General features: G+C 66.2%; 12 protein-coding genes, 2 rRNA genes and 1 riboswitch. Of the genes, 8 read left to right on the top strand and 6 right to left on the bottom strand.

Annotated elements, in window-relative coordinates:
* Positions 1 to 45: 45 nt before the first annotated feature.
* Both ABFX55_RS39585 and ABFX55_RS39580 read right to left on the bottom strand, forming a co-directional pair.
* A 23S ribosomal RNA gene (locus ABFX55_RS39585) occupies positions 46 to 3157 on the bottom strand.
* Positions 3158 to 3518: 361 nt separating this feature from the next.
* Positions 3519 to 5040, bottom strand: a 16S ribosomal RNA gene (locus ABFX55_RS39580).
* Together the 16S and 23S rRNA genes form the textbook arrangement of a ribosomal RNA operon.
* 421 nt (positions 5041 to 5461) lie before the next feature.
* On the opposite strand from ABFX55_RS39580, the gene ABFX55_RS39575 reads away from it, so the two are divergent.
* A complete protein-coding gene (locus ABFX55_RS39575) occupies positions 5462 to 7525 on the top strand; it encodes a S9 family peptidase (RefSeq protein ID WP_346128384.1) in 2064 nt (687 codons plus the stop codon).
* Positions 7522 to 8517, top strand: coding sequence for an L-glyceraldehyde 3-phosphate reductase (mgrA, locus tag ABFX55_RS39570; RefSeq protein WP_346128382.1), 996 nt, complete (start codon positions 7522 to 7524; stop codon positions 8515 to 8517). Before ABFX55_RS39575 ends, mgrA begins: the two co-directional genes overlap by 4 nt.
* A 14-nt stretch (positions 8518 to 8531) precedes the next feature.
* Here the strand turns inward: mgrA and ABFX55_RS39565 are convergent, their stop codons facing one another.
* Positions 8532 to 10910 (bottom strand): lysylphosphatidylglycerol synthase transmembrane domain-containing protein, encoded by a 2379-nt coding sequence (locus tag ABFX55_RS39565; protein ID WP_346128380.1) that lies wholly within the window; start codon positions 10908 to 10910, stop codon positions 8532 to 8534.
* Positions 10911 to 11092: 182 nt separating this feature from the next.
* On the opposite strand from ABFX55_RS39565, the gene ABFX55_RS39560 reads away from it, so the two are divergent.
* The 4 genes from ABFX55_RS39560 (at position 11093) to ABFX55_RS39545 (ending at position 17696) form a co-directional block, all read left to right on the top strand.
* A complete protein-coding gene (locus tag ABFX55_RS39560; RefSeq protein ID WP_346128378.1) occupies positions 11093 to 12454 on the top strand; it encodes a M28 family peptidase in 1362 nt (453 codons plus the stop codon).
* A gap of 26 nt (positions 12455 to 12480) precedes the next feature.
* Positions 12481 to 14037, top strand: coding sequence for a M28 family metallopeptidase (locus ABFX55_RS39555; RefSeq protein ID WP_346128377.1), 1557 nt, complete (start codon positions 12481 to 12483; stop codon positions 14035 to 14037).
* Positions 14038 to 14115: 78 nt separating this feature from the next.
* A complete protein-coding gene (locus ABFX55_RS39550) occupies positions 14116 to 15639 on the top strand; it encodes a M28 family metallopeptidase (RefSeq protein ID WP_346128375.1) in 1524 nt (507 codons plus the stop codon).
* Between the two features lie 50 nt (positions 15640 to 15689).
* Complete coding sequence (locus tag ABFX55_RS39545) at positions 15690 to 17696, top strand: molybdopterin-containing oxidoreductase family protein (protein ID WP_346128373.1); 2007 nt, start codon at positions 15690 to 15692, stop codon at positions 17694 to 17696.
* Here ABFX55_RS39545 and ABFX55_RS39540 read toward each other — a convergent pair.
* A complete protein-coding gene (locus ABFX55_RS39540; RefSeq protein WP_346128371.1) occupies positions 17664 to 18575 on the bottom strand; it encodes a GNAT family N-acetyltransferase in 912 nt (303 codons plus the stop codon). The two genes, ABFX55_RS39545 and ABFX55_RS39540, sit on opposite strands and share 33 nt — an antisense overlap.
* An 83-nt stretch (positions 18576 to 18658) precedes the next feature.
* Between ABFX55_RS39540 and ABFX55_RS39535 the strand changes: the two genes are divergently transcribed.
* A complete protein-coding gene (locus ABFX55_RS39535; RefSeq protein WP_346128370.1) occupies positions 18659 to 19102 on the top strand; it encodes a hypothetical protein in 444 nt (147 codons plus the stop codon).
* 66 nt (positions 19103 to 19168) lie between these two features.
* Here the strand turns inward: ABFX55_RS39535 and ABFX55_RS39530 are convergent, their stop codons facing one another.
* Together ABFX55_RS39530 and ABFX55_RS39525 are read right to left on the bottom strand one after the other, a co-directional pair.
* Positions 19169 to 19492, bottom strand: a complete 324-nt coding sequence (locus tag ABFX55_RS39530) for a DMT family transporter (protein ID WP_346128368.1) — start codon at positions 19490 to 19492, stop codon at positions 19169 to 19171.
* Between the two features lie 22 nt (positions 19493 to 19514).
* Positions 19515 to 19575, bottom strand: a riboswitch (guanidine-III (ykkC-III) riboswitch).
* A 10-nt stretch (positions 19576 to 19585) separates the two neighbouring features.
* Positions 19586 to 20392: a class I SAM-dependent methyltransferase gene (locus tag ABFX55_RS39525; protein WP_346128367.1), complete on the bottom strand. Its 807-nt coding sequence runs from the start codon at positions 20390 to 20392 to the stop codon at positions 19586 to 19588.
* A gap of 102 nt (positions 20393 to 20494) precedes the next feature.
* Here ABFX55_RS39525 and ABFX55_RS39520 point away from each other — a divergent pair, with 102 nt between their 5' ends.
* On the top strand, positions 20495 to 22300 hold the full coding sequence (locus ABFX55_RS39520) for an acyl-CoA dehydrogenase (RefSeq protein WP_346128365.1): 1806 nt from the start codon (positions 20495 to 20497) through the stop codon (positions 22298 to 22300).
* The last annotated feature ends 14 nt before the right edge of the window (positions 22301 to 22314 follow it).

Raw genomic sequence — 22314 nt, 5'->3', positions numbered from 1 at the left:
TGCTTGTTGTCTCAGAATTGCCTAGTGGACGCGAGCAAAAGCTTTGTGGTCAAGTCCTCGGCCTATTAGTACCGGTCAGCTCCACACGTTACCGTGCTTCCACCTCCGGCCTATCAACCCGGTCGTCTACCGGGAGCCTTACCCACACAACGTGGTGGGAGACCTCATCTCAAGGCGAGCTTCCCGCTTAGATGCTTTCAGCGGTTATCCCTTCCGAACGTAGCCAACCAGCCGTGCACCTGGCGGTACAACTGGCACACCAGAGGTTCGTCCGTCCCGGTCCTCTCGTACTAGGGACAGCCCCTTTCAAGTCTCCTGCGCGCGCAGCGGATAGGGACCGAACTGTCTCGCGACGTTCTAAACCCAGCTCGCGTACCGCTTTAATGGGCGAACAGCCCAACCCTTGGGACCTACTCCAGCCCCAGGATGCGACGAGCCGACATCGAGGTGCCAAACCATCCCGTCGATATGGACTCTTGGGGAAGATCAGCCTGTTATCCCCGGGGTACCTTTTAGCCGTTGAGCGACGGCGCTTCCACATGCCACCGCCGGATCACTAGTCCCAGCTTTCGCTCCTGCTCGACCCGTCAGTCTCACAGTCAAGCTCCCTTGTGCACTTACACTCAACACCTGATTGCCAACCAGGCTGAGGGAACCTTTGGGCGCCTCCGTTACTCTTTAGGAGGCAACCGCCCCAGTTAAACTACCCACCAGACACTGTCCCCGATCCGGATCACGGACCAGAGTTAGACGTTCAAAACGACCAGAGTGGTATTTCACCAATGACTCCACCCGAACTAGCGTCCGAGCTTCACAGTCTCCCACCTATCCTACACAAGACGTTCCAAACGCCAATGTCAAGCTGTAGTGAAGGTCCCGGGGTCTTTCCGTCCTGCTGCGCGTAACGAGCATCTTTACTCGTAGTGCAATTTCGCCGGGTCTGCGGTTGAGACAGCGGGGAAGTCGTTACGCCATTCGTGCAGGTCGGAACTTACCCGACAAGGAATTTCGCTACCTTAGGATGGTTATAGTTACCACCGCCGTTTACCGGCGCTTAAGTTCTCACCTTCGCTGTGTTGCCACAGCTAAGCGGTCCCCTTAACGTTCCGGCACCGGGCAGGCGTCAGTCCGTATACATCGTCTTACGACTTCGCACGGACCTGTGTTTTTAGTAAACAGTCGCTTCCCCCTGGCCACTGCGACCCCCACCAGCTCAGAAAGCTAGTTTCGTCACCAGCAGAGGTCCCCCTTCTCCCGAAGTTACGGGGGCAATTTGCCGAGTTCCTTAACCACAGTTCACCCGATCGCCTTGGTATTCTCTACCTGACCACCTGAGTCGGTTTAGGGTACGGGCCGCCACAACACTCGCTAGAGGCTTTTCTCGGCAGCATAGGATCATCCACTTCGCCACAATCGGCTCGGCATCACATCTCAGGATCAATGCGTCGCGGATTTGCCTACGACACTCCCTACATGCTTACCCCAGGAACAACCATCGCCTGGGTTGGACTACCTTCCTGCGTCACCCCATCGCTTACCTACTACCCGATCGGATCGAGCGTTCAGCCTCACCACTTGTCCCGAAGGACGCTGCGGGGCTTAAGGACTCTTAGCATCACGAGGTTCGATATGGGCGTGTTAAAGCGGGTACGGGAATATCAACCCGTTGTCCATCGACTACGCCTGTCGGCCTCGCCTTAGGTCCCGACTTACCCTGGGCGGATTAGCCTGGCCCAGGAACCCTTGGTCATTCGGCGGCAGGGTTTCTCACCCTGCATTCGCTACTCATGCCTGCATTCTCACTCGCACAGCCTCCACAACTAGATCACTCTGCTGCTTCGCCGGCTGCACGACGCTCCCCTACCCATCAACAAGAACAAGTTCTCATCAATGCCACGACTTCGGCGGTGTACTTGAGCCCCGCTACATTGTCGGCGCGGAATCACTTGACCAGTGAGCTATTACGCACTCTTTCAAGGGTGGCTGCTTCTAAGCCAACCTCCTGGTTGTCTCTGCGACTCCACATCCTTTCCCACTTAGCACACGCTTAGGGGCCTTAGTCGGTGATCTGGGCTGTTTCCCTCTCGACTACGGAGCTTATCCCCCGCAGTCTCACTGCCACGCTCTCACTTACCGGCATTCGGAGTTTGGCTGACGTCAGTAACCTTGTCGGGCCCATCGGCCATCCAGTGCTCTACCTCCGGCAAGAAACACGTGACGCTGCACCTAAATGCATTTCGGGGAGAACCAGCTATCACGGAGTTTGATTGGCCTTTCACCCCTACACACAGGTCATCCCCCAGGTTTTCAACCCTGGTGGGTTCGGTCCTCCACGAGGTCTTACCCTCGCTTCAACCTGCCCATGCGTAGATCACTCCGCTTCGGGTCTACAGCATGCGACTCAAACGCCCTATTCAGACTCGCTTTCGCTACGGCTCCCCCACACGGGTTAACCTCGCCACACACCATAACTCGCAGGCTCATTCTTCAAAAGGCACGCAGTCACATCACACACCAGCAAGCTGATGTAAGCTCCTACGGCTTGTAGGCACACGGTTTCAGGTACTATTTCACGACCCCTCACCGGGGCACTTTTCACCTTTCCCTCACGGTACTAGTGCACTATCGGTCATCAGGGAGTATTTAGGCTTACCAGGTGGTCCTGGCAGATTCACACAGGATTTCTCGGGCCCCGTGCTACTTGGGATCCCCTCAAACAGTCGACAAGGTTTCGCCTACCCGGCTCTCACGGTCTACGGCAGCCCTTCCCAGAGCTTTCAACTACCCCATCGATTTCTCACTGTTCGACCAATCGGCAGATCAGTCAAGAGGGTCCCACGACCCCGAACATGCAACGCCTGCCGGCTATCACACATGCCCGGTTTAGCCTCATCCGCTTTCGCTCACCACTACTCACGGAATCACTGTTGTTTTCTCTTCCTACGGGTACTGAGATGTTTCACTTCCCCGCGTTACCACCAACCGCCCTATACATTCAGGCGGAGGCAACACCACATGACTGGTGCTAGGTTTCCCCATTCGGACATCCCCGGATCAACGTCTGGTTGGCGACTCCCCGAGGCTTAACGCAGCCTCCCACGTCCTTCATCGGCTCCTGATGCCAAGGCATCCACCGTGTGCCCTAAAAAACTTGGCCACAAAGATGCTCGCGTCCACTATGCAAATCTCAAACAACAAACAGCAACCACATCCCGACCCGGCAAAAACCCGATCGTTCAATGATCCTGTATGAGGCGGAACAGACGGATCAGGCCACCATGCGAAACCCGCAGCGGGTGGCCTCTACGATCCGGTCCGTTTCCTCAGGACCCAACAGTGTGTCCAACCAGTCCAAGCCCCCTCACGGCCGTTCCCACTCCCTCCGAAGAAGGCGGTACTAACCCGCAGGCAACCAAACCTGGTTGAGTAGCCAGTGCTCCACTAATGAGCTGCCGAGCATCAGACGTTCGCTGATGACCTCGACGTAGACCGATCAAAGATCAGTCGGTGCTCCTTAGAAAGGAGGTGATCCAGCCGCACCTTCCGGTACGGCTACCTTGTTACGACTTCGTCCCAATCGCCAGCCCCACCTTCGACCGCTCCCCCCAGCAAGCTGGTTGGGCCACGGGCTTCGGGTGTTGCCGACTTTCGTGACGTGACGGGCGGTGTGTACAAGGCCCGGGAACGTATTCACCGCAGCGTTGCTGATCTGCGATTACTAGCGACTCCGACTTCATGGGGTCGAGTTGCAGACCCCAATCCGAACTGAGACCGGCTTTTAGGGATTCGCTCCACCTCACGGTATCGCAACCCTCTGTACCGGCCATTGTAGCATGTTTGCAGCCCAAGACATAAGGGGCATGATGACTTGACGTCATCCCCACCTTCCTCCGAGTTGACCCCGGCAGTCCCCCATGAGTCCCCAGCACGCCGAAGCGCCTGCTGGCAACATGGAGCAAGGGTTGCGCTCGTTGCGGGACTTAACCCAACATCTCACGACACGAGCTGACGACAGCCATGCACCACCTGTCACCCAGTCCGAAGAGGGCCACATCTCTGCAGCTTTCCGGGCGATGTCAAGCCTTGGTAAGGTTCTTCGCGTTGCGTCGAATTAAGCAACATGCTCCGCCGCTTGTGCGGGCCCCCGTCAATTCCTTTGAGTTTTAGCCTTGCGGCCGTACTCCCCAGGCGGGGCGCTTAATGCGTTAGCTCCGGCACGGAGATCGTGGAAGATCCCCACACCTAGCGCCCAACGTTTACAGCGTGGACTACCAGGGTATCTAATCCTGTTCGCTCCCCACGCTTTCGCTCCTCAGCGTCAGGTAAGGCCCAGAGAACCGCCTTCGCCACCGGTGTTCCTCCTGATATCTGCGCATTTCACCGCTACACCAGGAATTCCGTTCTCCCCTACCTACCTCTAGCCAGCCCGTATCCACCGCAGACCCGCAGTTAAGCTGCGAGCTTTCACGGCAGACGCGACAAGCCACCTACGAGCTCTTTACGCCCAATAATTCCGGACAACGCTTGCGCCCTACGTATTACCGCGGCTGCTGGCACGTAGTTAGCCGGCGCTTCTTCTGCAGGTACACGTCAACTTCGTCCCTGCTGAAAGAGGTTTACAACCCGAAGGCCGTCATCCCCCACGCGGCGTCGCTGCGTCAGGCTTTCGCCCATTGCGCAATATTCCCCACTGCTGCCTCCCGTAGGAGTCTGGGCCGTGTCTCAGTCCCAGTGTGGCCGGTCGCCCTCTCAGGCCGGCTACCCGTCGTCGCCTTGGTAGGCCACTACCCCACCAACAAGCTGATAGGCCGCGAGCCCATCCCCAACCGAAAAAACTTTCCACCACCACCCGATGCCGGGGGCGGTCGTATCCGGTATTAGACCCAGTTTCCCGGGCTTATCCCAGAGTCAGGGGCAGGTTGCTCACGTGTTACTCACCCGTTCGCCGCTCGAGTACCCCGAAGGGCCTTTCCGCTCGACTTGCATGTGTTAAGCACGCCGCCAGCGTTCGTCCTGAGCCAGGATCAAACTCTCCAAACAATGTTTGAGAATTTCTCCCGGCTGAAACATGAATGTTCCAACCAAAGGAATCCGTCCAATGGACGGGGTTGTGCATCATGCACTGGCTTTTAACACACTGTTGAGTTCTCAAGAAACGGACGCATTCACCGTCACCTGCCCGGTGGCACTCGCTTCGTTATGTCTCAATCTTAGCAGTTCGTCCGATTTGATGTCAAACCGGCCAGACTCTCTAGAATTTCGACCACCCCGCTTCCGGGGCAACCCCTCTAACTTACCAGCTCTTCAGTCGATCCGCGAACCGATCTTCAGAACCGCTGCACCAGAAGGGAGTGTCGACGTCCTGCGGTTCCGCCACCAGATGGTTGCGCCGCACCGCGTCGGCATCTAAAGATTAGCAGCGCTCCCGAGCGCTCGGGACGCTAAACGTAGACTCGGCCAGGTGAGCAGCCACATCCCGCCTCTGGCGAAGAAGGTACCGAGCGAGCGCACCCATCACGGCGACACCGTGATCGACGAATACGCGTGGCTCACCAACAAGGAAGACCCTGACACGATCGCCTATCTCCAACAGGAGAACGACTTCCTCAAGCAGGAGACCGGACACCTGGAGGAGCTCCAGGAGCAGGTCTTCCAGGAGATCAAGGGCCGTACGCAGGAGACCGACCTGTCCGTCCCCAGCCGCAAGGGCGCCTGGTGGTACTTCTCGCGCACCCAGGAGGGCAAGCAGTACGGCATCTCCTGCCGGGTCCCCGCCGAGGGGGACACGCCGCCGGTGGTCACCACCGACGGCACGCTCCCTGGCGAGCAGGTGCTCCTGGACGGCAACGAGCTGGCCGGCGACAGCGACTTCTTCTCGATCGGCACCAGCGCCGTCACGCCCGACGGCAAGCTCCTGGCCTACTCCACCGACTACAAGGGCGACGAGCGCTTCACACTGTCCTTCAAGGACCTGCAGACGGGAGAGAAGCTCGCCGACGAGATCAGCGGCGTCTTCTACGGCGGCACCTGGTCGGCCGACGGCACCACGTTCTTCTACACCAGGATCGACGACGCCTGGCGTCCCTACCAGGTCTACCGGCACACCCTCGGCGACAGCGCCGACAACGACGTGCTCGTCTACGAGGAGAGCGACGAGCGGTTCTGGGTCGGCATCGGCCTGACCCGCAGCGAGAAGTACCTCGTCCTCGGCGCGGGCAGCAAGATCACCAGCGAGGTTCGCATCCTCGACGCCGACGACCCGACGGGCGAGTTCAAGGTCGTGCGCCCGCGCGTCACCGGCGTGGAGTACGGCATCGAGCACGCGGGCGACCACTTCTTCGTCCTGCACAACGAGAACGCGGAGAACTTCGAGCTCGCCACCGCGCCTCTCGACGACCCCGGTGCCTGGACCCCGCTCATCGCCCACCGGGAGGACACCCGGCTGCTGGAGGTCGACGCGTTCGCCTCCCACGCGGTCGTCCACTTCCGCCGCGACGGCCTGACCGGGATCCGCATCCTCCCCTACCCGCTGCAGGACCGCGACGCGTACGAGATCGAGTTCCCCGAGCCGCTCTACGACGTCGGCCCGGCGGGCAACCCCGAGTTCACGACCGAGCGCCTGCGGCTGGGCTACACCAGCATGGTCACCCCGCCCAGCGTCTACGACTACGACCTCGAGACCAGGCGGCTGATCCTGCTGAAGCAGCGCCCCGTGCTCGGTGGCTACGACCCTGGCGAGTACGAGCAGTTCCGCGAGTGGGCGACGGCCGAGGACGGCACCAAGGTGCCGATCTCGATCGTGAAGAGGAAGGACGCGGGCAAGCCCGCCCCCACCCTCCTGTACGGCTACGGCAGCTACGAGACCTCCATCGACCCGAGCTTCTCCGTGGCCAGGCTCAGCCTGCTCGACCGCGGCTTCGCCTTCGCCGTCGCGCACGTGAGGGGCGGCGGCGAGATGGGCCGCAGGTGGTACGAGGAGGGCAAGCTCACCAGGAAGAAGAACACCTTCACCGACTTCGTCGCCGCCGCCAGGCACCTCAAGGCGATCGGCTGGAGCGACAGGATCATCGCGAGGGGCGGGTCGGCGGGCGGCCTGCTGATGGGCGCGGTCGCCAACCTCGCTCCTGAGGAGTTCGCGGGCGTGGTGGCCGAGGTGCCGTTCGTCGACGCGCTCAACACCATCCTCGATCCGACGCTCCCGCTGACCGTGATCGAGTGGGACGAGTGGGGCGACCCGCTGCACAACGCGGACGTCTACGCCTACATGAAGGGGTACTCCCCCTACGAGAACGTCGAGGCCAAGACGTACCCGCCGATCCTGGCGATCACCAGCCTGAACGACACGAGGGTGCTCTACCACGAGCCGGCCAAGTGGGTGGCGCGGCTGCGGGCCACCGCCCAGGGCGGCCCCTTCCTGCTCAAGACGGAGATGGGCGCGGGGCACGGCGGGCGCAGCGGCCGTTACGACGCGTGGAAGGAAGAGGCGTTCGCGCTGTCCTGGATCATCGAAAGAGGAACCAAGTGAGCTACATCGCGGCGCAGGACCGCTACGAGAAGATGCCGTACGTGCGCAGCGGGAGGAGCGGGCTCAAGCTCCCGCAGGTCTCCCTCGGCCTGTGGCACAACTTCGGCGACGACCGGCCGATCGAGAACTCGAGGAAGATCCTGCGCGCCGCCTTCGACCGCGGCGTCACGCACTTCGACCTGGCCAACAACTACGGCGTGCCGTACGGCTCGGCGGAGCGGAACTTCGGCGCCGTCTTCGCGCAGGACTTCCTGCCCTACCGCGACGAGCTGATCATCTCCACCAAGGCCGGGTACGACATGTGGCCGGGGCCGTACGGGGAGTGGGGTTCGAGGAAGTACGTGCTGGCCAGCCTCGACCAGTCGCTCGAGCGCATGGGCCTCGACTACGTCGACATCTTCTACAGCCACCGTCCCGATCCTGAGACGCCGCTGGAGGAGACGATGGGCGCGCTGGACCGGGCGGTGCGCTCGGGCAAGGCGCTGTACGCGGGCGTCTCGAACTACTCGGCCGAGCAGACCGCGCAGGCGGCCAGGATCATGCGCGAGCTCGGCACGCCGCTCCTCATCCACCAGCCGTCCTACTCGATGATCAACAGGTGGGTCGAGGACGGGCTGCTGGACACGCTGGAGGAGGAGGGAATCGGCTGCATCGTCTACTCCCCCCTCGCCCAGGGGCTGCTGACCGACCGCTACCTCGGCGGCGTGCCCGCCGACTCGCGGGCGGCGACGAGCAGGTTCCTGCCGGCCGAGAGGATCGACACGGAGCTGGCCCGCGACCTCGACGAGATCGCGTCGTCACGCGGGCAGAAGCTGGCTCAGATGGCGCTGTCGTGGGTGCTGAAGGATCCGAGGGTGACCAGCGTGCTGATCGGCGCGAGCAGCGTCGAGCAGTTGGAGGTCAACCTGGCCGCGGTGGACGGCCCCGCCTTCACCGAGGACGAACTCGAGCGGATCGACAAGCTCACGAGGCCGGTTTCGTCGTCCTCGTGAGCGCGGCAGCTCCCTCACAGGGCTTGGTGCCGCTGGAGGTAGGTGAAGGAGGCCCAGCCGGGCAGCACCGGCAGCCAGAAGGTGAGCAGCCGGTAGAGGAGCACCGAGGAGGTCGCGAACTCCGCGGGCACCCCCGCCACCGTGAGGCCGAGGGCCAGTGACGCCTCGACCGCGCCCAGACCGCCAGGTGTGGGCGCGGCCGAGCCGATCGCGTTGGCCGTCAGGTAGACCACCGCGACCGTGGTGAAGCCCGTGTCGCCGCCGAAGGCGCGCACGCAGGCGTAGAGGCAGACCACGAAGGTCAGCGAGAGGCAGAGGATCCCGCCGAAGCCTTCGGCGATCTTGCGCGGCGACTGGAGGACGTCGAGCAGGCGCGGCACGACGTTGGAGAAGAGCGACTTCAGCCGTCTGGTGACCATGCGGCGCACCGGAGGCACGCCGAGCAGGATCACGATGAGCACCGCCACGGCGAGCACCGCGACGAGCAGCCCTCGGGAGGGGGCGAACGACGTGGTCGTGTTCGATCCGGTGATGTAGGCGAACAGCAGCAGCAGCAGGATGTGGCTGGCCAGGCCGATGACCTGGGAGGCGCCGATGCTGGCGACGGCCAGCGCGGGTGGCACGCCGCGTTTTTGCAGGTAGCGGGTGTTGATCGCGACGCCGCCAACCGCGGGAGGGGTCACCAGCTTCACGAACGACGAGGCGAACTGCACGAGCACCGTACGGCCGAGCGGCAGCGGCTCGGGCACGAACCCTCTGATCATGAGCGCGGCGGCGACGAAGCTCACGCCTGACGCGGCCAGCGCGAGCACGCCCCAGCCCCATTCGGCCGTGGTGATGACCTGGAGCAGGTTGACCCTGCTGAGCTGGGAGAGCAGGAAGTAGGCGGCCAGCGTGCTGGCGATGATGGTGACGAGGGTGCGCGGCTTGAACCGCTCGAGCCGTACCTCTTCGACCTCGGCCTGCGGGGTCAGCGCCTCGATCTGCTCGCGGACGCCCGGGAGCAGCTCCTTGTTCTTCGACAGCGCCGCCCTGGTCTCCCTGGTCAGCGCGATGCGCTGGAGCAGGGGCAGCGCGCCGCCGAGGGCGTCGGGGCCGAGCACGCCCGCCGCCGCCCTGACCGAGCGCTCGGCACCGACCCGCAGCGCGAGGTAGGTGAGCAGCTGGGCGATGTCGATGCGCAGCAGCAGGTCGCCGGCCGCCACCTCGCCGCTGCGCGGGTCGGTGAGGACGACGCGCCCTTCGCGGTCGAAGTGGATGCTGTCGCCGGTCAGCCGCCTGTGGGCCAGGCGCTGCATCTGCAGCAGCAGCACCTGCTCCCAGATCTGGGCGAGCAGGTCGTCGGTGATCTCGCTGTCGTCGAGCTGGTCGAGGGCGCGCGTCTCGAGGTGCTCGTAGGCCAGGAGCGCGGCCTCGGTGCCGATCTCGCTGGTGCCGAGCAGGCGCGGGGTGTTGGCGCCCGCCGCCTGGGTGGCGTAGGCCATGAGCGCCTCGCGCTCCAGCTCCGCGCGCAGCGAGCGGATGGCCCGCCGTCTGGTCTCGGAGTGGAGCCTGATCCTGCGCCACAGCCGGTACGGCAGGCCCGCCACCTGCCTGTCACGGTCGAGCACTGTGACGTCGAGGCTGGAGCCGTCGGACAGGCCGATGGCGTAGCGGCGGCTGCCCTGGTGGTCGTCGTCGATGCGCCTGGCGGAGACCGGCGAGAAGGACAGCTTGCGCAGCGCCGCGATGACGGCGTTGCCGGGTGGGCGCGTGTTCGGGCTGCCGACGCCGTACAGGGTGCCGTAGCCGACGGCCATGCCGAACAGGACGGTGACGATCGCGCTCGGCAGCGTGATCTGCTTGCCGGTGAACAGCGAGAAGATGGACAGGGCGGTGACCGTCCACATCAGCGCGCGCCAGGTGGGCCTGCGCGAGATGCGGACGGCGGTGGCGTAGGCGATGACCGAGCTGAGCAGCGCGTTGAGCGGTTCGAGGTCGCGGGCGCCGGTGAGCAGCGTGGCCAGGTCGTCGGGGCCGGCCGTGACCAGCCATTGGCCGATCAGGTAGGAGCCCGCCATGCCGAGGATGGCGGCTATCAACCCCTCGGCCACGCGCAGCCCGTCGCGGTGGAAGACGCGCTCGACCGCGAAGGCGGTGGGCACGACGAGCACGGCGGCGCCACTGAGGAAGGTCGCGATGCCCGCCAGCAGGGCTGGGGCGCGGTCGGTGCCCTCGGTGACGTCCTGTTCGAGTCCGATGAGGGTCTGCTGGGCCACCAGCATGAGCAGGATGACCGCGCTCAGCACCAGGAGCGTGGCGAGGAAGCGCAGGGCGTCGGACGGCCGCCGCAGCCGCTGCGGGAGGAGCGGTTCGACGACGAAGACGACTGTTTCGTCGCGCGCCTCAGACACGGCCGGGCCCCCCTTCGAGGAGTCGGCCGTTTTCTCGCTTTCCGTAATGTCTGCCACCGACAGCGATTCTGCCTCTTTCTGACTGGACCGTGCGATCATTGGCCTCAAGTGTCCACAATCGCCACTGTGGTCACTCCACCGGGTAACGTCTCTGCCAGCTCGACGTGCCTTGCCATACCCCGGTGAGAAAGCTTGCCACGCTGGCCCGCATGATCACCCATTTGCTCGTCGCGCTGGCCGTCGCCGCGCCGGACGCGACACTCGCCGACGATGTGAAGATCGGCAATGTGCTCGCGCATCTGCAGGCCTTCCAGGCCATCGCCGACGCCCACGGAGGTAGCAGGGCGGCGGGCACGTCCGGATATGACGCCTCCGCCGACTACGTCGCGACACGCCTGCTGGAGGCAGGCTACAAGGTCGAGCTCCAGCCCTTCCATTTCGACGTCTACAGGCAGCTGACCCCCGGGGCCCTCGTGGCGGACGGCAAGGACCTCGGGAACGTCTCCACCCTGGCCCATTCGGGCGCGGGTGAGGTGACGGCGAAGCCTGGCAAAGCGGGCATGGGCTGCAACGACACGGACTTCGCCGGATTCGAGCCCGGCGGCGTGGCGGTGGTCGACAGGGGGCTGTGCACGTTCGGGACCAAGGCGGCGAGGGCCTCCGCCGCGGGGGCCAAGGCGCTGGTCGTGGTCAACCAGGGCGGCGCCTTCGACGGCAACACGGGCGCTCCCCAGAAGATCCCGATCGTCGGCGTCGACTCCACTCAGGGCGCGGCGGTGGCGAACGCGCGACTGGTGACCGTGGCCACCAGGACCGAGATCCGCAGGATGACCTCACACAACGTGATCGCCCAGACCAGGACGGGGGCGACCGACGACGTGGTGATGGTGGGCGCGCACCTCGACTCGGTCGAGGCGGGTCCCGGCCTCAACGACAACGGCTCGGGAAGCGCGGCCATCCTCGAGATCGCGATCAGGACGGCGGCGCGGCACCCCGACCGGGCGGTGCGTTTCGCCTGGTGGGGCGCGGAGGAGCTGGGAATGATCGGGTCCTCGTACTACGTGAACACCCTGCCCGCCGCGGAGCGCGCCAAGATCGACATGTACCTCAACCTGGACATGGCCGCCTCGCCCAACCACATCTTCGGAATCTATGACGGCGACGACTCCGACCGGGTGGGGCAGGGTCCTGGCCCTGCGGGGTCGGCGCGGATCGAGCAGGCCTTCGAGGACTTCTTCGTCGCGCGGCGCCTGCCGTACACGGGCACCGACTTCTCCGGGCGCTCCGACTACGGCCCCTTCATCGCGGCGGGCATCCCCGCGGGCGGACTGTTCACCGGCGCGGAGGGCTTCAAGACGCAGGACCAGGCCAAGGCCTTCGGCGGGACGTCAGGCGTCCCGTTCGACAGCTGCTACCACAGGGGGTGCGACAACCTGAGGAACGTCAACGCCTATGCCCTGGATGTTTCGGCTGACGCCGTGGCGACCGTGATAACCACATTCGCCTGGGTTGGTAACGAAATGCAGTCGGCATCTTCTCCGTAAAGGTTCGCCAATATACCTTTCCGTCCATGCGCTTAGCTTTTAGTAGATCTCTAGGACGTTCTCGCCTGGGTAAGGGCCTGCTGGCCGCCGTTCTCATCGCGCCGCTGACTATGGCGGGCACGGCCCACGCCGACTCGCCGAGCAATTCGGCCCGCAAGCTGGTGAGCGCGGTCAAGGGTGAAAACGTCAAGCGACATCTGAAAGTGCTTGACCTGATCGGTAAGGCGAACGGCAATACTCGCGTCGACGGGACACGCGGCTACGCGCTCTCCCGCGACTACGTGGCCTCGGTGCTGCGCCTGGCGGGGTACAAGGTGACCATCCAGCCCTTCGAGTTCGAGTTCGAGGGCTACAAGACCCCGCCAGTACTCAAGCGCACCGCACCTGAGCCCAAGTCCTTCGCCCATGTGACGGAGTTCCACGAGGTGGGGGCCAGCTCCGCGGGCACCGTCACCGCGCCGGTGCAGGCGGTCGACGTCGTGCTGCCGCCGCCGGCCACGCCTGGCTCGACCTCCGGCTGCGAGGCGAGCGACTTCGCCGGCTTCACCGCGGGCAACATCGCGCTCGTCCAGCGCGGCACCTGCGACTTCGCGCTGAAGGTGGCCAACGCCGTGGCGGCAGGCGCCTCAGCGGTGATCCTCTTCAACGAGGGCCAGCCAGGCCGCACCACGGCCAGGGTCAACCCCGGCATCGGGGAGAACGTGCCTGTTCCGGTGTTCTTCACCAGCTTCGCCGTCGGCGACGAGCTGGCCTCCAAGCCGGGCACCACGGTCAGCCTGTCCTTCGACAAGCTGGTCGAGACCAGGACCACCTCCAACGTCATCGCCGAGTCCCGCTGGGGCCGCGGGGACAACGTCGTGGTGGCGGGCGCGCACCTCGACTCGGTGCAGGAGGGCCCCGGCATCAACGACAACGGCTCGGGCGTCGGCGGCGTGCTGGAAGTGGCGCTGCAGATGGCCAAGCACAAGACCGGCAACAAGGTCCGCTTCGGCTTCTGGGGCGGCGAGGAGTTCGGCCTGCTCGGCTCGCAGTACTACGTCGACCACCTGAGCGAGCAGGACAAGGCCAACATCGCCCTCTACCTGAACTTCGACATGATCGCCTCGCCGAACTTCGTCTACCAGGTGTACGACGGCGACGGCGACGTGTTCGGCGTCCCAGGCCCCGAGGGCTCGGCGCAGATCGAGAAGGACTTCCAGTCCTTCTACGCCTCGCGCGGCCTGCAGTCCAAGGCCAGCGAGTTCGACGGCCGCTCCGACTACAAGGCCTTCATCGACGCCGGCATCCCCGGCGGCGGCCTGTTCACGGGCGCGGAGAAGGTCAAGACCGCCGAGGAGGCCGCGATCTGGGGCGGGACGGCCGGGATCGAGTACGACCCCTGCTACCACGCGCCGTGCGACACGATCAGGAACATCGACGACACCGCGCTCGACGTCAACTCCGACGCGATCGCGATGCTGATGGGCACCTACGCCTTCGACACCGAGGCCGTCAACGGCATCCACGCGCCGGGCAAGGCGCACAAGGCCGCCGCCACCCGCGCCGCGGTCGTCCACGACCACGACAAGGTCGAGCTCAGCTAGATCCGACCTGCGGCCCGCGCACCCGCGCGGGCCGCAGGGCTCGCGCTCTCGGGGGACCGTTCGTCATCGAGGAGTCTCATGAAGCTCAGAGCCGCGCTGGTCACGGCCGTTCTCATCGCACCTCTCGCCATCACGGGCACGGCGGCGCACGCCGACCCGAACAACAACTCGGTCCGCAAGCTCGTCAAGGCCGTCAACGGCAAGAACGTCAAGCGGCACCTCAAGGTCCTCGACCTGATCGCCAAGGCCAACGGCAACACCCGCGTGGACGGCACCCGCGGTTACGAGTTGTCGCGCGACTACGTCGCCGGGCTGCTGCGCCTGGCCGGGTACAAGGTCTCGACGCAAAAGTTCACCTTCGAGAATCTCGAGTTCAAGACCAAGCCGGTCTTCGAGCGCAAGTCGCCCAACCCTCAGGTCTTCGCGCTGGGGCTGGACTGGACGCCGTCGGGGCACACCGCCGAGGGCACGTTCTCCGGCAAGGTCCAGGCCGTCGACGTGATGATCCCGCCGGGGCCCGCGCCCAACTCCTCGACCTCGGGGTGTGAGGCGGCCGACTTCGCCGGGTTCACGCCGGGCAACTTCGCGCTGATCCAGCGCGGCACCTGCGGTTTCTCCGTCAAGGTCGCCAACGCCAAGGCCGCGGGCGCCTCCGGGGTCGTGCTGTTCAACGAGGGCCAGGAGGGACGTACGGAGGCGGACGTCAACCCCGACCTCGGTGGTCCCTCCGACCTGCCCGTGCTGTTCGCCAGCTACTGGACCGGCAGGGACCTGGCGGCCACGCCGGGCGCGGAGGTCGGGTTCACCTTCTCGTGGGAGACGGTGACGAAGTCCTACACCACCTACAACGTGCTCGCCGAGACGAGGCACGGGCGTGACGACAACGTGGTGATGGTCGGCGGTCACCTCGACTCGGTCGAGGACGGCCCCGGCATCAACGACAACGGCTCGGGTGTCGGCGCGATCCTCGAGGTGGCGCTGCAGATGGCCAAGTCGAGGCCGGAGAACAAGGTCCGCTTCGCCTTCTGGGGCGGCGAGGAGTTCGGTCTGCTCGGCGCCGAGCACTACGTGGCGAACCTGACCGAGCAGGAGCGGGCCGACATCGCCCTCTACCTGAACTTCGACATGGTCGCCTCGCCGAACTACGTCTACCACGTCTACGACGGCGACGACTCCGACGGTGTCGGCGCGGGTCCTGGCCCCGAGGGCTCGGCGCAGATCGAGAAGTACTTCGAGGAGTTCTACGCCTCGCGCGGTCTGGCCTCCAAGGGCACCGACTTCGACGGCCGTTCCGACTACGGCCCCTTCATCGCGGTCGGCATCCCCGCAGGCGGCCTGTTCACGGGGGCGGAGAAGCGCAAGACGCCCGAGGAGGTCGCCAAGTGGGGCGGCACGGCGGGCGAGCGCTACGACCGCTGCTACCACCAGGCGTGCGACGACATCAGGAACATCAACGACACCGCGCTCGACGTCAACGCCGACGCGATCGCCACGCTCGTCGGCACCTACGCCTTCGACCCCTCCACGATCAACGGCCCGCACTCCCCCGGCGTGGGGACCAGGGCCAAGCTCACCCACGAGGCGCCCTCCTCGCAGAGCTGACGTGGACCGGCGCAGCGTCCCTCTGGGGCGCTGCGCCTACACTCGATGCCATGTCGGGTGAACTGCGAGTTCTGGGGGCATGTCCGCTTGACTGCCCCGACACGTGCTCCTGGGTCGTGACCGTCGAGGACGGCAAGGCCGTGAAGATGCGCGGCAACCCCGACCAGCCGTACACGCGGGGCGCGTTGTGCGTGAAGGTCAACCGCTATCTCGAGCACACGCAGGCGCAGGACAGGATCCTCCATCCGCTGCGCCGTACGGGGCCCAAGGGTTCGGGGCAGTTCGAGCGGATCAGCTGGGAGGAGGCGCTCGACGAGATCGCCACCAGGCTGCGCGGCATCGTGGACGAGCACGGCGGCGAGGCGATCTGGCCCTATCTCGGCACCGGCTCCCTCGGCTACCTGCAGGGATGCGAGGGTGTGGCGGGGCGCAGGTTCTGGAACGTGCTCGGCGCCTCCAAGCACTCGCTGAACATCTGCTCGGTGGCCGGCAGCCTCGGTCTGGCGCGCGCCCAGGGCACCGCGGGCGGCATGGATCCTGAGAACTTCGCCCAGGCCAAGCTCATCCTCCTGTGGGGCACCAACACGCTCACCAGCGGCCACCACCTGTGGAAGTTCATCCAGGACGGCCGCGCGGCCGGCGCTCACGTCGTGGCGATCGACCCGATCCGCACCAGGACGGCCGACCAGGCCGACGAGCACCTGGCCATCAGGCCAGGCACCGACGCGGCGCTCGCGCTCGGGCTGCTCCACGTGGTGCTGGCCGAGAACGCGCAGGACGAGGAGTACCTGGCCAGGCACACCGAGGGCTGGGAGGACTTCCGCGAGGAGATCATGGACTGGCCCGTCGAGCGGGCCGCCGAGGTCACGGGGATCCCCGCCGAGGCCATCCACAGGCTGGGGATGAAGCTCGCCCACACCCGTCCCACCGCCATCCGCGCCACGATGGGCATCCAGCGGCACGAGGGCGGCGGCGCGGCCATGCGGACGATCGCCTCGATCCCGGGTGTCACGGGCGACTGGCGCCATCCGGGCGGCGGCGTGGCCTACTCCACGAGCGGCCACGTCCATCTGAAGATCGACAAGCGCAACGACCTCCTGGCCGCGCCGGTGCGCACCAGGTACATGACCCGGCTGGCCTCCGAGCTCGACGACGTCAAGTGCCTCTGGGTCTACGCCGCCAACCCGCTGGCCTCCACCTCCGACAGCAACAGGATCAGGAAGGGGCTGGCCCGCGAAGACCTCTTCACGGTCGTCATGGAGCAGTTCCCCACCGACACCGTCGACTACGCCGACATCGTGCTGCCCGCGACCATGCAGACCGAGCACATGGACCTGCACGCCGGGTACGGCCATATGTACCTGCTGTGGAACGAGCCCGCCGTAGCCCCCGCCGGCGAGGCGCTGTCGACCACCGAGACCTTCCGCCGCCTGGCCGCCCACATGGGGCTCACCGAGCCCTCCCTGTACGACTCGGACCTTGAGCTCGCCGCCGACCTGCTGTCGAGCGGCCACCCCTCGCTCGAGGGCGTCACCCTCGACCGCCTGCGCAAGGAGGGCTGGATGCGGATGAGCTACCCGCAGCCTTTCGCCCCCTTCGCCGACGGCTTCCCCACGCCTTCGGGCAGGCTCCGCTTCCCCAGGAGAGGAAAGGCCTTCGTCCCCTCCCTCTCCTCCCGCACGGCGGGCGACAGGCTCACGCTCATCACCCCCGCGGCCCACACCTTCCTCAACTCGACCTTCGGCAACAACCCCGAGCTGCTGCGCCGCGCCAAGGAGCCGGTCGTCCTGGTCAACCCCGCCGACGCGGCGGCGCGCGGCCTGTCCACGGGCCGGCGGGTGCGCGTGGTCAACCACAACGGCTACTTCCTGGCCGACGTGGAGGTCAGCGACAGGGTGGCCAAGGGCGTCGTGGCGAGTCCGAAGGGCCGGTGGCCGAAGCTCACGACCGGTGGGGCCAACCCGAACGCCGTGGTCGACGAGCGCGACGCCGACATGGGCAAGGGCGCCGTCTACCACGACAACCTAGTCGAGCTGGAGCTTGAACCCCTCGTGTGACTGGGCGTAGCCGAGCGAGCGGTAGAAGCGGTGCGCGTCCTCACGCCGCTTGTCGGAGGTGAGCTGCACCATCGCGCAGCCGCGCGCCCTGCCCTTGGCGTGCGCCCACTCCATCATCCTGCGGCCCCAGCCCTGCCCTCGCAGGTGCCCTGCGATCCTGACCGCCTCCACCTGCAGGCGCGTGGCGCCGAGCCTGGAGATGCCGGGGATGTAGGTGAGCTGCATCGTGCCGACGACCTCGCCCTTCAGCTCGGCGACGATGAGCTCGTTGTTGGGGTCGGCCTCGATGTCCTCGAAGGCGGCCAGGTGCTCCTCGCCGTACGCGCCGGTGCGGGCCGCGGCGATGGCGTCGTCGGTGATGAGCGCGACGATGGCGGGCAGGTCGTCGGCGCGGGCCGTACGGAAGACCAGGGAGAGCACGTAGCGCGATTCCATCAGCTCCGGATGGGACGGCAGCGCCATGACCTCGCCGCTGGGCAGGAAGCCCTTGCGCGCGTAGAGCGCGCGGGCGTCGAGGTTGTCGTCGACGGCCCACAGGCCGATCTCGTGGGCCTCGCGCGCCTTGGACCAGGCGATGACCTCGTCCACCAGGCGACCGGCCAGGCCGGTCCCCCTGGCCCGGGGCGCCACCCACATCGACAGCAGGTGTGCCTCCCCCTCGTGCTCCTGCCTGGCGCAGACCAGGCCGGCGTCGGCGGCCACGAACCAGGCGGAGTCGGGGTCGGCCAGGCGCTCGGCCCACTTGTCGCGGGGGTAGGCGACTTCCTTGTCATGAGTGGAGGCGAAGGCGGCCGGCGCGTCGGCCAGCGCGTGGAGCCTGATCTCGCGCAACCGGTCCTCGTCACCCGGTCCGAGCCGCTCGATGGTGAATTCCTGCATGTCCGAATCATGACGCATCCTCGGGGAACTATCAGGGTCGATCCCCGATGCGGACAAGGGGCGCGAAAAGGCACCCTGGGGTTATGAACGAGCTCTCTCGACGCGAAGAACTGTCGTTGTCCGGCGCCGCGTTGCGTGGCGCCCCTTGGAAGGCCGCCGCCGTGGGCGGCGGCGTGGTCGCCGCGGCCAGCTACGGCATGGGCGTGATCCTGCCGGGAACCGCCGACCTGCCGTGGGCCCTCGGCCTCGGCATCAGCCTGTTCGCCCTCATCGCCGCCATCGGCGCGGTGGCCAAGCCCCAGGAGGGCGACAGGGTCACCAGGCAGGCGCGCAGCTGGTCGCTGCAGCACCCGTGGAAGTTCGCGCTCCTGCCCGCGGGCATCACCGCGGTCCTGACCTACCCCGTCCAGCTCGTCATCGACGGCGAGGGCATCTTCGGTGCCGCGTGGGACTCCGTCTGGCGCGGCGCGCTGGTCTACCTCATCGCGGGCATCCTCACCCTCACCATGAAGGGGAGGGCGCGCTAGTCCGTCCTCGAGAGAGCGCGGGACCAGGGAGAAGGACGCCCGCGGGGCGTCCTTCTCCACACCACGTCAGTGGGCCGCTCCGGAGAGGTTGAGGCCGACGACGCCGATGATGATGAAGGCGATCGAGCCCAGCTTGACGGCCGAGACGTCGTCGCCCATCAGCAGCATGCCGAGCGCGGCGGTGCCGACGGCTCCGATGCCCGTCCACACGGCGTAGGCGGTGCCGACCTCCAGGCTCCTGAGCGCGAAGGACAGCGCGCCGAAGCTGAGGAAGGCGAAGACCAGGAAGCTGATCGCCCACCACAGGTGGGAGAAGCCCTCGCTCATCTTCAGCGAGTAGGCCATGACGACCTCGAGCAGGCCGGCTGCGACGAGAATGACCCAGGCCATGTGCACTCCTTGTTGTCGAAGGGGTGCGTCGTCTTGGCGTTCCGGGTACGGCGCGTCTCGTCCGGGAGCGGGTCGCTCACTCCTGACAACGGCTCAACGCCCGCGGTGATTCCACCAGAGCGTCACCCACCGGTCGCGCGGCACCGGCCACATGCCGAGCTCCATGGCGGTGCGCGCCACCTCCTCCTCGCGCGAGGGGTCGAGACAGGCGCGGCGGCACACGCTCGTGGCCAGCTCCTCGATCGTGTCGAACCGTTCGATCGGCGACTCCCGCTCCTCCACCCGCACCTCGAAGCCGAGCGCCGCGGCCAGCGCGACCGCGTCCTCCGCGATGGGCCTGACCGGGCGCCGCACTCCGTGAAGGTGCTCCCAGAGCAGGTTCATCCAGCTCATCGGGTGGCGGTCGGGCAGCTCGACGACCACCCTGCCGGTGACGTGGTCGTCGAGGGCGACGAAGAAGGCGGCCAGGTCGGGCACGTTGTAGACGACGTGCGCGGCGACCGCCACGTCGGCGCTGCCCGCGCGATCGGCGACCTCCGGCCAGCTGCCCTCGACGATCGTGGTCTCGAGGCCCGCCTTCTCCGCCCTGAGCCCGAGCTCGGCGAGCATCGCCGGCGAGGTGTCGACGGCGATCAGCCTGCCGATCCGCTGGGCCAGCGGCAGGGAGGCCGCGCCCGCGCCCGCGCCGACGTCGAGCAGCGTGCCGCCGTCAGGCAGCGCCTCCTCCACCCTGGCCAGCGTCGGCCCCTCCGCCTCCGCCACCGCGCGGTCGGTTCTCGCGGCGAATCGGGCGGGAGAGTGGCCCCAGGGGTCGGAGGGCGCCACCGCGAGGATCTCCGGCGGGATGGCCCACGACGCCAGGTGCTGTCGCCACCGTTCGTTCAGCGCTTCGGCATCCATGGGTCGAGAGTATGTGCATAGGAGAGGTTACCCATGGGTAGCATTCGGAGTAAGGTTACTCGCCAGTACAAACACCCCTCGGTTCAAGGAGAGACGGCAGCCATGGGCCACTACAAGAGCAACGTGCGTGACCTGGAGTTCAACCTCTTCGAGGTCTTCGGACGCGGCGACATCCTCGGCACGGGCCCCTTCTCCGAAGTGGACGAAGACGTCGCCCGCAGCATCCTGGACGAGGTCAACAGACTGGCCACCGGCGTGCTCGCCGATTCCTTCGAGGAGGGCGACCGCACGCCTCCGGTCTTCGATCCCGCCACGTCGACGGTCACGGTCTCCGACGGGGTGAAGAAGTCCTTCAAGGCGCTCATGGAGGGCGGCTGGGCGCACCTGGACCTGCCCCAGGACCTCGGCGGCCCCGGCATCCCGCGCACACTGGCCTGGTCGGCGGCGGAGATGGTGCTCGGCGCCAACCCCGCGCTCTACATGTACGCCGCGGGCCCCAACTTCGCCTACACGCTGTGGAAGCTCGGCACCCCCGAGCAGAAGCGCTTCGCCGAGCTGGCGATCGAGAACAACTGGGGCGCCACCATGGTGCTGACCGAGCCAGACGCGGGCTCGGACGTCGGCGCGGGCCGCGCCCGCGCGATCCAGCAGCCCGACGGCACCTGGCACATCGAGGGCGTCAAGCGCTTCATCACCAGCGCCGAGCACGACATGTCCGACAACATCTTCCACCTCGTGCTGGCCAGGCCCGAGGGACACGGTCCCGGCACCAAGGGCCTGTCGATGTTCCTGGTACCCAAGTACCACGTGAACCTGGAGGACGGCAGCCTGGGCGAGCGCAACGGCGCCTACGTCACCAACGTCGAGAAGAAGATGGGCCTCAAGGTCTCCACGACCTGCGAGCTCACCTTCGGCGACAAGCACCCGGCGATCGGCACCCTGGTCGGCGACGTGCACGAGGGCATCAAGCAGATGTTCATGGTGATCGAGCACGCCCGCATGATGGTGGGCACCAAGGCCATCGCCACGCTCTCCACCGGCTACCTGAACGCCCTGGAGTACGCCAAGTCCCGCGCTCAGGGCGCCGACCTGACCCAGATGGCCGACAAGAGCGCGCCGCGCGTGACCATCACCCACCACCCCGACGTGCGCCGCGAGCTGATGCTCCAGAAGACGTACGCCGAGGGCATGCGGGCGCTGGTCCTCTACACGGCGACCTTCCAGGACACGCTCCTGGTCAACCCCGGCGACAAGCACGCCGAGGCCATGAACGACCTGCTGCTGCCCGTCGTCAAGGGTGTCGGCTCCGAGCGCTCCTATGAGATGTTGTCGCGCTCGCTGCAGACCCTGGGCGGCTCGGGTTACCTGCAGGAGTACCCGATCGAGCAGTACATCCGCGACGCCAAGATCGACTCCCTCTACGAGGGCACGACCGCGATCCAGGGTCTCGACCTGTTCTTCCGCAAGATCCTGCGCAACCAGGGCGCGGCGATCGGCTCGCTGATGGCCGAGATCAACGCCTTCGCCTCCTCCGAGGCGGGCAACGGCAGGCTGAAGCAGGAGCGCAAGCTGCTCGCCGAGGCCGCGGCCGAGGTCAAGGCCATGGGCGACACGATGGCCGGATGGGCGCTCGGGTCGCTGGAGGCTCCGCGCGAGGTCTACAAGGTCGGACTCAACACCACCCGCTTCCTGCTGGCGCTGGGCGACCTGATCATCGGCTGGCTGCTGCTGCGCCAGGCGGAGATCGCGCTGGGCCGTCTGGCCGAGGGCGAGGACCCCTTCTACCAGGGCAAGGTCGCGGGCGCCTCGTTCTTCGCCTCGACCGTGCTGCCCAGGCTCACCGCCGAGCGCAGGGTGCTGGAGAGCACCGGCCTCGACCTGATGGACCTGCCTGAAGCGGCCTTCTAGGGCTCTCTCCCGCT

Source organism: Nonomuraea roseola, from assembly GCF_039535395.1.
Taxonomy (GTDB): Bacteria; Actinomycetota; Actinomycetes; order Streptosporangiales; family Streptosporangiaceae; genus Nonomuraea; species Nonomuraea roseola.
Note: the sequence above shows the minus strand (reverse complement) of the source record. Positions and strands in the feature narration are given on the sequence as shown.

Excerpts from the sequence above, each read along its gene's own strand:
- ABFX55_RS39530 (WP_346128368.1), bottom strand. The coding sequence starts at position 19,492 with ATGGCCTGGGTCATTCTCGTCGCAGCCGGCCTGCTCGAGGTCGTCATG.
- ABFX55_RS39555 (WP_346128377.1), top strand. The coding sequence starts at position 12,481 with ATGCGCTTAGCTTTTAGTAGATCTCTAGGACGTTCTCGCCTGGGTAAG.
- ABFX55_RS39540 (WP_346128371.1), bottom strand. The coding sequence starts at position 18,575 with ATGCAGGAATTCACCATCGAGCGGCTCGGACCGGGTGACGAGGACCGG.
- ABFX55_RS39520 (WP_346128365.1), top strand. The coding sequence starts at position 20,495 with ATGGGCCACTACAAGAGCAACGTGCGTGACCTGGAGTTCAACCTCTTC.
- ABFX55_RS39545 (WP_346128373.1), top strand. The coding sequence starts at position 15,690 with ATGTCGGGTGAACTGCGAGTTCTGGGGGCATGTCCGCTTGACTGCCCC.
- ABFX55_RS39525 (WP_346128367.1), bottom strand. The coding sequence starts at position 20,392 with ATGGATGCCGAAGCGCTGAACGAACGGTGGCGACAGCACCTGGCGTCG.
- ABFX55_RS39535 (WP_346128370.1), top strand. The coding sequence starts at position 18,659 with ATGAACGAGCTCTCTCGACGCGAAGAACTGTCGTTGTCCGGCGCCGCG.
- ABFX55_RS39550 (WP_346128375.1), top strand. The coding sequence starts at position 14,116 with ATGAAGCTCAGAGCCGCGCTGGTCACGGCCGTTCTCATCGCACCTCTC.